The 12,075-nt window shown below is 60.4% G+C and carries 11 protein-coding genes; 4 read left to right on the top strand and 7 right to left on the bottom strand.

Going from position 1 to position 12,075, the window contains the following annotated elements; translation table 11 throughout:
* Positions 1-31 precede the first annotated feature (31 nt).
* The 6 genes from B2S33_RS01590 to B2S33_RS01615 all read right to left on the bottom strand — a co-directional run bounded on the left by B2S33_RS01590 (position 32) and on the right by B2S33_RS01615 (position 8,358).
* Positions 32-1,111, bottom strand: a complete 1,080-nt coding sequence (locus B2S33_RS01590; protein WP_178102893.1) for a fimbrial protein — start codon at positions 1,109-1,111, stop codon at positions 32-34.
* Between the two features lie 55 nt (positions 1,112-1,166).
* A complete protein-coding gene (locus B2S33_RS01595) occupies positions 1,167-3,650 on the bottom strand; it encodes a fimbria/pilus outer membrane usher protein (protein ID WP_088523027.1) in 2,484 nt (827 codons plus the stop codon).
* A gap of 27 nt (positions 3,651-3,677) precedes the next feature.
* The gene (locus tag B2S33_RS01600; protein WP_088523028.1) at positions 3,678-4,433 is read right to left on the bottom strand and encodes a fimbrial biogenesis chaperone; all 756 of its coding nucleotides are present in this window, start codon (positions 4,431-4,433) and stop codon (positions 3,678-3,680) included.
* Between the two features lie 91 nt (positions 4,434-4,524).
* Positions 4,525-5,067: a fimbrial protein gene (locus B2S33_RS01605; protein WP_110606726.1), complete on the bottom strand. Its 543-nt coding sequence runs from the start codon at positions 5,065-5,067 to the stop codon at positions 4,525-4,527.
* Between the two features lie 366 nt (positions 5,068-5,433).
* Entirely contained in the window at positions 5,434-5,844 is a 411-nt protein-coding gene (locus B2S33_RS01610) for a PA2817 family protein (protein ID WP_027914343.1), read from the bottom strand.
* Between the two features lie 66 nt (positions 5,845-5,910).
* The gene (locus tag B2S33_RS01615) at positions 5,911-8,358 is read right to left on the bottom strand and encodes an acyl-CoA dehydrogenase (protein WP_288649579.1); all 2,448 of its coding nucleotides are present in this window, start codon (positions 8,356-8,358) and stop codon (positions 5,911-5,913) included.
* Positions 8,359-8,557: 199 nt separating this feature from the next.
* On the opposite strand from B2S33_RS01615, the gene B2S33_RS01620 reads away from it, so the two are divergent.
* The 3 genes from B2S33_RS01620 to B2S33_RS01630 all read left to right on the top strand — a co-directional run bounded on the left by B2S33_RS01620 (position 8,558) and on the right by B2S33_RS01630 (position 11,035).
* Entirely contained in the window at positions 8,558-9,181 is a 624-nt protein-coding gene (locus B2S33_RS01620) for a glutathione S-transferase (protein ID WP_059183203.1), read from the top strand.
* A 145-nt stretch (positions 9,182-9,326) separates the two neighbouring features.
* Complete coding sequence (locus tag B2S33_RS01625; RefSeq protein ID WP_027914346.1) at positions 9,327-10,259, top strand: ABC transporter ATP-binding protein; 933 nt, start codon at positions 9,327-9,329, stop codon at positions 10,257-10,259.
* Positions 10,256-11,035, top strand: a complete 780-nt coding sequence (locus tag B2S33_RS01630) for an ABC transporter permease (protein ID WP_023533108.1) — start codon at positions 10,256-10,258, stop codon at positions 11,033-11,035. Before B2S33_RS01625 ends, B2S33_RS01630 begins: the two co-directional genes overlap by 4 nt.
* On the opposite strand, the gene B2S33_RS01635 is transcribed toward B2S33_RS01630, so the two are convergent.
* The gene (locus B2S33_RS01635; RefSeq protein WP_115933573.1) at positions 10,919-11,551 is read right to left on the bottom strand and encodes a DUF2062 domain-containing protein; all 633 of its coding nucleotides are present in this window, start codon (positions 11,549-11,551) and stop codon (positions 10,919-10,921) included. The two genes, B2S33_RS01630 and B2S33_RS01635, sit on opposite strands and share 117 nt — an antisense overlap.
* 142 nt (positions 11,552-11,693) lie before the next feature.
* On the opposite strand from B2S33_RS01635, the gene B2S33_RS01640 reads away from it, so the two are divergent.
* Positions 11,694-12,075: DUF4131 domain-containing protein (locus tag B2S33_RS01640; protein ID WP_288649581.1), on the top strand; the 382-nt coding region annotated here is incomplete at its 3' end.

Consider the following 12,075-nt stretch of genomic DNA (forward strand, 5'->3'; position numbering starts at 1 on the left):
GCATAGGCGGGGTAGGGCATCGAAGCGCAGTTTAGCGGTAGCGAATGGTGAAGTTGAGTGCTCCGTTGGCGTCACCCGCACGCACGGCGGTGGCCGCTTCCACCTGAATGAACTGCGCACTGAAACGCAGCGGCGTGGTGCCATCGGCCAGGGGTCTCAGCGGCACCTCTTTGTTCAATGCCAGGGGCGTGCCATCTTGCTTGAGAATTCGTATGCCTACGCCTCGCGCCGACGATGTGGTAGTCAGTGAAAAAATACCTTCCAGGGGCGAGCCGATCGGAATTGAACCATTGATGCCGGTGAGCTCGATGGTGGCGTAGGTGTTGTGCTCAGGGTCGACCTCACAGCCGCTGAGCGTGATGGTGAAGGGTTCTGCCGGCGTGGTGACTCCGGGCGCGCTAAATCGCGAGCGCTCCCACTCGCCTAGCTTGACCGGGTTAGGGCTGACGCCTGTGCCTTCCAGGCTGCACTCGCTGTTGACCACTTCGGCTTGCAAATAATAGGTCAGCGCCAAGCCAACGGTCGGTTCATCAAAGTACCCTGTGAACATGCTCGTATCGAGTTTGTGGATGCCGGGCGGAATTGGCCCGGTCTTGTACAGGGTCACGTTGTTTTCAATGAATCTCAGCTGAAACGCTGACGTGTTCTCGGCATCGTGATAGGCAGTAAACGGCACCAGCGGTGGGTTGCGCCCGTAAGGTATGAATGTTGTCGGACCTTGGTCACTGAATGGCCAATCCAACTCGATACGTGCACCAATACCCGGGATATTGGTTTGCAAGATCGGGCTGCCATCGATGGTATGGATGGGGAGCAACGGGCGTACCGGTTCAAACTTGAAGTGCCAGCGCGTCCCGCGGTTAAAACACTCCAAGAGGCTGTTCGCCTCGTTATTCGTGAAATCATAAACGTTGAAACCGCCCAGTTGGCGACCTACCTGGGCATCGCGCGGCACATGCACGGTACCGAGTTTACGAATGAACGTCATTGGGCCTGTTGGGTATTTATCGAACCACCAGCAGGCCTTGCTTTTGACTTCGGAGGCGGCCACTGCTGGCTGGCTGCTGATGCTTAGCACCAACGCAGCGCACACTGTCAGGTATTTCATCATTGGGACTCCTTCACAGCCCAGCCTGTGCTCAGGCTGGGCGCTACAAACATAGGGCCTAGCCGCAGACCAGCGATAGCAGGTGATAGCCTTGCTGAGCAGGCGAGTCTTTGGGGTCAACTGCGACTTGGCACATGCCGTCCTCATGCTCGTTCCAGCGCACGCTCAACACCTGCGCCTGGGTATGCGTGGAAAGCATGACTTGGCCCGCCTGGCCGACGATGCCCAGCTGCTTGCCCAGGCTGTCGACTACTTGGGCGCCGAAAGGCAACGGTCTGCCTTGTGCAGTACGCAGCGTCAGCACCAAGCGGGTCACGCGGCGGGCCTCGAAGCGGTGCTTGACCACGGCGCCTCGGCTTGGCACCACGCGTGCCGAACCGTTGTCGATTTCCACCTCCGGGCCGAGGCGGTCGGTCTGCAGCACCAGACTATTGTTGCGGTAGGGTTGCAGGTGCGGTACCAAGGCAAAGCCCTTGGCATTGGTCAGCGCTCCGGTGGCATTGCGCACACCCACATCCGCAATGTCGGGGACCTCGATCAGGGCCGCCGTATCCCCAAGGTACGGGCCAACGGCCAAGCCATCCTCATGGAACAACAACGCACCACTGGCATTGAGGGAAAGGCTGCGGTAATCACCAGCTTCGGTGAAACCTGCGCCCAGCGAGCCACTGCGGCCTTGGTGCGCGATGCTCAATGCTGCGGCCTTCTGCTTGCTTTCGTTCTGACTGAGGCTGGCGCTGTAGCTGATGGGGTACTGTGTGCTGGAACCGTTGAGCGTGGCACGCTGACTGTGGCCCTGGTTGTTGCTCAGCGCATCGAAGGACGCCGTGGCGCTGTGACCGATGTCCAGCGGCATACTCAGCGTCAGGCCGAACAGGCGTTGGGACGGGAAGTCGTCGTTCAATGACTGGGAGGCAAACAGGCTGTAGTTGACCCCGCCATGGTGGGTTGTGAAATTGACCTGATACTGACGCTGGGTGGTCGAGCGTTGCCAGTAGTCTTGCTGCGAATAGGTCAGGCTCAGGCCGCTGCGCTGCCCCACAGGCTGGTGAACGGCCGCTTCCAGGCGGCTTCGACGGGCTCCCATGAAGCTGTCTTGTCCGCTATGTTCACGCACGGCTTCGTCGAAGTCGCGGTATCCGCGGGTCGAGTAACGATAGCCGGCAAAGCGCAGGGTGGTCTGGCTGGCAAAGGTCTTGCCATACCTGATCGCGTGGCTTTGGCCTTGTTGGTTGCCAGAGGCCGCTTCGCTGTTGGCCTGGGTGATGTCCAAGCCAAGCGCGCCCCAATCGCCTAAATCCTTGCCCAGGCCGATATTGGCGGCGTGGTAGTAGTGGCTGGCCATCAGCCCACCGTAGAGCGTGGTGTTCCACGGCATGCCCACTGCGGCGGTGGATTGCCATACGGTCGGGCGGTCGAAGCTAGCGGCTGGGTTGTAGCGACCCACGGCAATGCTGTAGCGCCACACGCCTTCACGCAACAGGTTGCTGAGCGTGGCATAGGGCTGGGTGTAGCGTTGTACGCGGCCATCGTCCTCGGTCAGGACAATATCCAGCTCACCGCTGCCGCCTGGGCTCAAGTCGTCGATGGCATAGGGCCCAGGGCTCACGTAAGTGGTGTAGATCGGATACCCGTTCTGCCACACCTCGAGCTTGGCCCGGGTTTGCGCCACGCCACGGATGATCGGGGCGTACTGCTGCAGCGTGTCGGGCAGCATGCTCGTATCCGAGGCAACTTGGACGCCAAGCAGAGGAATACCGCGAAAGACATCGCTGTCGAGAAACGTTTCGCCGATCGTGAGATTGCCGCGCAGCCCTGCGATACCTCGTTGTGCGTAGGATTGGGACCGGCTCCAGCGTGTTGCACCCGTACCGTTTTCGCGCCATGCCTGGCTGCTGCGCAGCCGCCAGGCGCCAAGGTTGACACCGCTGTTGATGTTCAGGTCAGCGCTCGAATAACGCCCCGAATAGCGGTTGTGGCCTTGGTAGGTGGAGGCTTGGTAATTGATGAAGGCTGCGTTGATGCCGTGGTCCCACTGCGCAGTCTCCACCTGGCTGGCCAGATCACGGCGCATGGCGATCTGTGGCACCGACAACGTCAGGCGTAGCGTTGCGGCATCGAACGTCGATGTGGCGCCTGGAATGACGGCAGGCAAATCCAGGCAGGTCGCCGTGGCCAGTGTAGGATCCTGCAGGCTTTCGAGCCGCACTCCCATGCCGACGAGCAAGGGCCCGGGCAAGCAGGCGTCCAGGCGCTCGTCTTGCAGGATGAACGTCAATTCATGGTTGCCCACGAACTCCAGGTTGAGCACGACATCGACCCGGTAGCGGCCAGGCGGCAGCGAGGTCGAGTCGGCAAGGGCGTCCAGTGCGATACTCGACACGCTGTCAGGCTGGGTACCGGCCTGGCGCAAGAAATGCGCATCGAACTGCATTGCAGGTTGGCTGTGGGAGCTGGCATGGGCGACTGGCAGCCAGGGGCTGATGCCGATTAGCAGGCACAAGCAGGCGCCGCACGGGCGTCCGGGCGTGATTAATGGCATGGAAAGTTCCTCGCCTATGACGGCAAGCTAGGGGCGATTGGCGATAGGCAGGGTGAAAGGCTTGGTGTAGCCACCGAAGTCATTGATGATGCTGAACCTGGCCTGCAGGTCAGGGCCAGGCCGAACTCCGTCCAGCGGCAAGTAGTGATCGCCAAACGGTGGCAGCATCGGAAGGTTTTCCAACTTACCGGAACGCTGCGCACCGACCACCTCCAGCTGACTGAAGGTGACGTGGAACGGGGTGGGGTTGTGTGCCCTCAGTTGCGTCTGGCCGTTGGCCGAATGCAGTGAAAACTGCAAGTGGTTTGCCTGGGTGGCAGGGCTGCCCTTGAGCTGGTGGGGCCGGTAAAACAGCTTCAGACGTGTACGCAGCGCGATGTTCAGGGTGTTGTACTGGCCTGGCACGGCTTGCGGGATTTCCTGGAGGTTCAGGAAAAACAGGCTTTCTCTGTCTTCGGCCAGATCGTTGGGCAAGGCGCTGATCTGCAACAGTTGCTCCTGACCAGGATCGAGGCGAAACAACTGCGGTGAAGGCATCAGCGGCACTGCGGTGACACTGTCGTCAGCCTGGGTATTGATCCAGACTTGCGCTGCATACGTCTGTTTACTGGGGTTACGCACCACGACGGATGTGCTGCGGCTGTCGCTTGGGTAAACGATCCGCGTGTTGCTCAATGTGAGCGCAGCCTGACTGCTGCCAACGGGCAGGATAAGCAGCAATGCCGCTGCGCAGGTGCTGAATATCGCGCGCAGCGAAGCCGCCCGTACTGAAAAACCTGGCATTGAAAGTCGTCCTCTAGACCAGGTGCGCAACGGCACCTGGACGCGATGGGGGTACAAGGTGTGAGCCCGGCCTGTAGCCGGGCTCGGCAGGTCAGATGATGTCGACGGTGAAGTGAATGCTGGCCGACGCTGCGCCTGGCAACACAGGTACGCTGGTTGCGCGGTAGGTCGCGTGGAACACCATGCGAGACTGGCCCGTATCATTCAGGTCGTACTCGGCCGATGCGCTACCTGGGGCGACCGAACTGCCAGTGCGGTCACGCAGCGCGATGGCTACGTTCTTGGCACCATCGGAAGTAGGGGTGACCGCGAAATAGTTGCCGCTGACATCGGCAGTGCCCTCGAAGGTGACGGTGGCTTTGTTGCTGCTGAAACCACACACCGCGCCCTCTTCCACTACCAGTGCGAAGGTGCGTTGGTTGTACTCTTCACCACTGGCCTTGAAGGCGCTGGCTGGCAGCTCACCCATCTCCACGGCGCTGCCGATGGCGCCGGAAGGTGGCGAAATGATGATCGGGCAAGTGTCGGCAGTGATTTTGCCGTCAAACATTACAAGGCCTGTGTTGGCGTTTGCCGACGTGCCAATGGCCGTCATGAGGAAGCCGAGCGATGCGGCCAGGAGAGACTTTTTCATAAGGATCCTTGTTCGAGTGACTAATATTAAATGACTGAAAGGTTAATTGAACGCCAGTGGTATTGGTGTTCTTTAACTTCGGCGCGAATTTTATAGAAGTCACTTTTTTAGTTGCAAGGATAATATGAGTTCGATGTTTGTTATATTTTTTAACTATAAGACTATGTATTAGTTGTGTGTTGATTTTTCTGAGGGGCGGGGGAATTTTTTTCAAGTTAATAATTGAGCGGTGTGGCGCAATAGGCCTATTCTCTAAAAAGAGTAAGAAAGCGTGAATCCGGCATCAGCTGAAGGCAACGTATTAATAAGAACACGTTCCAGGGGAGGACGAGGTATCCCACGTCCGGCGTGGGATACCTGGGTGAATCAGTGGCTACTGCCTTGGCGTTGTTGGCTCAGCAGCTGCTTGTGCTGATGCCAGTCAAAGGGTTGACCGCTTTCCTGCGCTGCGAAGCGAAGCTCCTCGAGCTGTTGATACATATCCAGCTCTTCATCAGGCATGAAGTGCAGGCAATCACCGGCAAAGAACCATAGCAGATCGCGGGGCACCAAATGTGCGATTTGCGGGTAACGCTGAATCACTTGGCAGATCAAGTCCTGGCCCAGGTACTGGCTTTGCAGTGGGTCTTGTGGCAACACGGTCAGCAGTTCGTCAAAGCGTTCGAGAAACAGGGTATGGCTTTCTTCCGGCACCTGCTCCGCTTCGCCCAGCGCCACGAGGATGGTGCGCAGGTGCTGCAGCAATTGCAGGTGGTATTCCAGGTGTGGGTTGGCCATGGCAGGGGTCCTCGGTATGGCTGAAAGGGGGGCGGAGTATACGCCTCCCCTGTCGTTCGGAAAGACTCAGCGCACTTTCCCGGGTTCGGGTGTCAACTGCACCTTGTCAAAGGCATCCACATCGATGACCTTGCGCCGCGCCTGTTCAGCCGCGTGCAGGCGTTGCCCCTCGTCCGGTTGCAAGACGCCAGCCTCGACCGCTGCATCGATGGTCGACTGGCCAGGCGCAGGGCGGACATCGCCTTGCTTGAGCGCCTGGTGCAAGGCCTTGCTCAGCGGTGCCGTGCTGTCGAGCAGATCGCTGGCCTGCTGGAGGGCGGCAACGGGGTCGTTCTCGCCCTGTGGGCGGTAGCAGCCGCCAAGCAGTTCTTCCAGGGCCGGATCACCCTTTCTACGGCCGATCAGCTCAGCCACTTGGGCATCGAGTTCGTCACTGGGGCCGGTATGGCGCCGACCGAAAGGGAACACCAGTACGCGCAGTGCACAGCCCACGAAGCGATTGGGGAAGTTATCGAGCAGCCGATCCAGGGCGCATTCGGCTTGCCCCAGACTCTCTTCCAAGGCCCAGCGCAACAGCGGCCGCAGGTGCTCGGCCGAGCCCTGATCGTGGTAGCGTTTGAGCGCTGCGCTGGCCAGATACAGATAGCTCAGTACATCACCCAGCCGCGCGCTAAGTCGCTCGCGGCGCTTAAGTGCACCACCGAGCAGCATCATGGACAGGTCGGCCAACAGGGCAAATGCCGCCGCCTGGCGGTTGAGGGCGCGGAAGTAGCCTTGGCTCAGGGCATCGCCGGGCACCTGCTCGAAGCGGCCCAGGCCCAGTCCGTAGATCAGGGTGCTGGCCGCATTGCCCGTCGCAAAACCAATGTGCTTGGCCAGCAAATCATCGAACTCCACCAGCGCCTGGTCCTGGTCCTGGCGCGCGGCCAGGGCCATTTCCTTGAGTACGAACGGATGGCAGCGTATGGCGCCTTGGCCGAAGATCATCAGGTTGCGCGAGAGGATGTTGGCCCCCTCGACGGTAATGAATATGGGCGCGCCCTGCCAGTTGCGGCCCAGGTAGTTGTTGGGGCCCATGATGATGCCCTTGCCGCCGTGCACGTCCATCGCGTGCTGAATGCACTCACGGCCGCGCTCGGTCAGGTGGTACTTGAGAATCGCCGACAGCACCGACGGTTTCTCACCCAAATCCACGGCCTTGGCCGTGAGCAAGCGGGCGCTGTCCATCAACCAGGCGTTGCCGCCGATGCGTGCCAACGATTCCTGGATACCCTCGAAGGCCGCCAGGGGCACGTTGAACTGCTCGCGGATGTTCGCGTATTGGCCTGTGACCAGGCTGGTGTACTTGGCAGCGCCCGTGCCAACTGCCGGCAGCGAGATGGAGCGGCCTACCGACAGGCAGTTCATCAGCATCATCCAGCCCTTGCCGAGCATGTCCTTGCCGCCAATCAGGTAGTCCAGGGGGATGAACACGTCCTTGCCACTGTTGGGGCCATTCATGAAAGCCGCGCCCAACGGCAGGTGGCGTTTGCCGATCTCAACGCCGGGTGTGTCGGTGGGAATCAGCGCCAGGCTGATGCCAAGTTCTTCTGTCTCGCCGAGCAAGTGGTCCGGGTCGTAAGCCTTGAAGGCAAGGCCCAGCAGGGTGGCGACCGGCCCGAGGGTGATGTAACGCTTCTCCCAGTTCAGGCGCAGGCCTATGACGTCTTCCCCCTTCCACTGGCCTTTGCAGATCACGCCAGTGTCGGGCATTGCCCCGGCGTCGGAGCCAGCGTGGGGACCTGTGAGGGCAAAGCAGGGGATGTCTTCACCGCGAGCCAGGCGCGGCAGGTAGTGATCGCGCTGTTCGTTGGTGCCGTAATGCAGCAGCAACTCGGCAGGGCCCAGGGAATTGGGGACCATGACCGTGGAGGCCAGGTCACCGCTGCGCGTGGCGAGCTTCATCGCCACCTGGGAGTGGGCGTAGGCGGAAAAGCCCTTTCCCCCGTACGCCTTGGGAATGATGAGGGCGAAGAACCCGTGATCCTTGATGTGCTGCCAGGCCTGCGGTGGCAGGTCCATGTCCTGGCCGATCTGCCAGTCGCTGACCATCGCGCAGAGTGCCTCGGTCGGGCCATCGAGGAAGGCCTGCTCCTCTTCGGTGAGCATTGGCGCAGGGTAGGCGAGCAGGGTACGCCAGTCGGGGCGGCCACTGAACAGCTCGCCGTCCCACCACACGGTGCCGGCATCGATCGCCTCGCGCTCGGTCTGCGACATGGGGGGCAATGTGCGCTTGAACCATTTGAACACCGGGCCCGTGAATACCTTGCGGCGCCACTCGGGCAGTAACACGAGCGCGGCGTTGAGCGCGATCACCAGCCACACCACAACCAACAGCCAGCCGGGGGCTTTGCTGAAGATGCCCATCAGCAGCGTGTAGACGGCAACGATGCCAAGTATCTGCAAGGGCGGCAGGCGCCGGTGCATGAGGTAAAGAGTGCCGATCACCAGCACTAGCAGCCACAACAGCAACATAATCACTCCTCCTTGGAACCAGGGGCTTGGCCATCCCACAGAGCTTAGACACCACGCTATGAACGGCACTGTCAGAACAGTGACAGGGTGTGGCAGCGTGAGTTTCAGTTCATGCTCGTTCTTGCCGGTATCTTCGCGCGTACAGCCGGCTAATGTCTGGAGTAGACTGCATGACCTGAGCATTCCTGAGGACGTCGTCATGCTGAAGATCTGGGGCCGCAAGAACTCGAGCAATGTGCGCAAGGCATTGTGGATTGCCCATGAGCTGGGTCTGGATTTCGAGTCGATCGACGCTGGAGGCGCTTTCGGCGTGGTAGATGAGCCGTACTACCGCGCACGCAACCCAAATGGCCTGGTGCCTATGCTGGAAGATGGCGACCTGACCCTGTGGGAATCCAACGCCATCGTCCGCTACTTGTGCGCCGAATATGGTCAGGCGCAGGGCTGGTACCTGGACGATCCGCGCCAGCGCGCCCTGGCCGATAAGTGGATGGACTGGACCACCTCTTCCCTGGCGACCCCTTTCCGTCCGCTATTCTGGGGCATGCTGCGCACCCCTGAAGATCAGCGGGACTGGGTGGCGATCAATGCGGCGCACAAGCAGTGCGCACAGTTGCTGTCCATGGCCGATCAGGCCCTGGCCACACAGCCGTATCTGTCGGGAGAACACATTGGCATGGGTGATATCCCACTGGGGTGCTTCGCCTACGCCTGGTTCGAGATGCCCATCGAGCGTCCGGACATGTACCACCTCAAGGCGTGGTACGAACGCCTCAAGAGCCGCCCGGCCTATCAGGCTGGCGTGATGACTGCGCTGACCTGATCGAACACCGCAGCCGTTTCGATAGTCACTATCGATACACGTGACTGTACTTGTGCGGCCGAGCCTTGCACCATTGGCCGCACTCACTGCGCCAGTGAACCTGCCTGGCGTGTCCTGAACCCTATTCTTCGGTAAGTGACCCGCTATGAGTTCTGCCCTGTCCATCCGACAGCTGACCAAGACCTACGGCAACGGCTTTCAAGCCCTCAATGGCATCGACCTCGATGTTGCCGAAGGCGACTTCTTCGCCTTGCTTGGCCCCAACGGCGCCGGCAAGTCCACCACCATCGGCATCCTTTCTACCCTGGTGAACAAGACCAGCGGCACAGTCAACGTGTTCGGTCACGACCTAGACCGTGCGCCGTCTGCGCTCAAGCGCTGCCTGGGCGTCGTGCCGCAGGAATTCAACTTCAACCAGTTCGAGAAGTGTTTCGACATTGTCGTGACCCAGGCCGGCTACTATGGCATTGCGCCAAAAATCGCCAAGGAGCGGGCCGAGCAATACCTGACCCAGCTGGGCCTTTGGGACAAGCGCGATGTACCGTCGCGTTCGCTTTCTGGCGGCATGAAACGCCGCTTGATGATTGCCCGCGCGCTGATCCACGAACCGCGCTTGCTGATTCTCGACGAACCCACTGCCGGGGTGGACATTGAACTGCGCCGTTCGATGTGGAGCTTTCTCACCGAACTCAACGAGAAGGGCATCACCATCATCCTCACCACCCATTACCTGGAAGAGGCCGAACAGCTGTGCCGCAACATCGGCATCATCGACCACGGCACCATCGTCGAGAACACCAGCATGCGCAACCTGCTGGGCAAGCTGCACGTTGAAACCTTCGTGCTCGACCTCAAGCAGGACCTGGCCAGTGCCCCGGCCCTGCAAGGGTATCCTTGCCGATTGCTGACGCCTCATACGCTGGAAGTACAGGTGGACAAGGACATCGGCATTACCGCGCTGTTCAGCCAGTTGGCGCTGCTGAACATCGAGGTATTGAGCCTGCGCAACAAGACCAATCGACTTGAGGAGCTGTTCGTGTCACTGGTGGAAAAGAACCTGTCGAAGGTGGCCGTATGAGTGTGGAGCTGCGCACCAACTGGGTCGCCCTGAACACCATCGTCTATCGCGAGGTACGGCGCTTCCTGCGCATCTGGCCGCAGACCTTGCTGCCCCCGGCGATCACCATGGTCCTGTACTTCGTCATCTTCGGAAACCTGATTGGTCGGCAGATCGGCGACATGGGTGGGTTCACCTACATGCAGTACATCGTACCGGGGCTGATCATGATGTCGGTGATCACCAACTCCTACGGCAACGTGGTCTCGAGCTTCTTCGGTAGCAAGTTCCAGCGCTCGATCGAGGAGTTGATGGTTTCGCCGGTGTCGCCACACACCATCCTGGTGGGGTACGTACTGGGCGGAGTACTGCGTGGCTTGGCGGTAGGTGTGATCGTGACCATCCTGTCGATGTTCTTCACCGACCTGCAGGTGCATCACCTGGGGGTGACCGTGGTGGTGGTGCTGTTGACGGCGACCATCTTCTCGTTGCTAGGCTTCGTCAACGCGGTGTTTGCTCGCAATTTCGACGACATCTCGATCATCCCGACGTTCGTGCTGACCCCGCTAACCTACCTGGGCGGCGTGTTCTATTCGATCACCCTGCTGCCACCGTTCTGGCAGACCGTCTCGTTGGCCAACCCTGTGCTGCACATGGTCAATTCGTTCCGCTACGGCATTCTAGGGGTGTCGGACATCAGCATTGGCACGGCGATCACCTTCATGCTGGTGGCCACTGCCGTGCTCTACCTGCTGTGCGTGCGGCTGCTGGTCAGTGGCCGGGGCATGCGTGCCTGAAACGTTGCACCGGCATTGGCGACGACGCCATTGCCGGCCCACCCACCAGCGCCAGTACAGCAGGGTGCTGAAATAGCCGAGCATACCCAGCAGCACGGCGCAGACGATTGAACCGAGCAGGAAGGGTTGCCAGACCGTCGACAGTTGGTCGGTGATCCACTGGAAGGTCAATGTGTCGGGCAGCGCGCGTGGCGGTACCTGCATCAGCCAGGCACCGACCATGTAGGTCACGAAAAACACCGGTGGCATGGTCAGCGGGTTAGTCAGCCACACCAGGCTGACGGCGATCGGCAGGTTACCCCGCAACGGAATGGCCAACGCAGCGGCCAGCAGCATTTGCGCAGGCATCGGGATCAAGGCGGCGAACAGGCCGACGCCCATGGCTCGTGCTACCGAATGACGGTTCAGGTGCCACAGGTTCGGGTCATGCAGCAACGTGCCGAAAAAGCGTAAGGACTTGTGTTCCCGAATACTGCTCGGGTCCGGCATGTAGCGTTTGAATAGTCGGCGCGGCATGGGGGCTCCCGGAGCGTTGACCGAGGCAGTATGCCCTGATTCCCGGTCGGCCTCGTTCAGAGTTTGTGACAATTGTTGAGCAAGCATTGCCGACAAGTGGGCTATGCCTCAGAGGTTGATACAGCTTCTGGAGCTCTACCTCATGCGCACAGGGATGTTGGCGCTTGCACTTGGTCTGCTCAGCCTCGGCCTGGTGCCTCAACTGCCATCGGTCGGATGGCTGTTATTGCTTGCGGCGGGCGCTGTCGTCAGTCTGTTCACCCGCGGGTGGTTACTGGGCGTGTTCCTGCTGGGCTTTTGCTGGGCTTGCTGGTCTGCCAAGCAGGCCATGGATGATCGTCTGGCGCCAGGGCTCGAGGGTCGCACGTTATGGCTGGAAGGGCGCGTGGTCGGCCTGCCGGCGCGCACCGCGCAAGGCGTTCGCTTCGACCTTGAGGGGGCGCATTCCCGGCGTGCCGAATTGCCGCAACGCCTGCAATTGAGCTGGTTTGACGGGCCACCGCTGCGTGCCGGCGAGCAGTGGC

This window comes from Pseudomonas sp. UBA5568 (assembly GCF_002425525.1).
Lineage (GTDB): Bacteria > Pseudomonadota > Gammaproteobacteria > Pseudomonadales > Pseudomonadaceae > Aquipseudomonas > Aquipseudomonas fulva.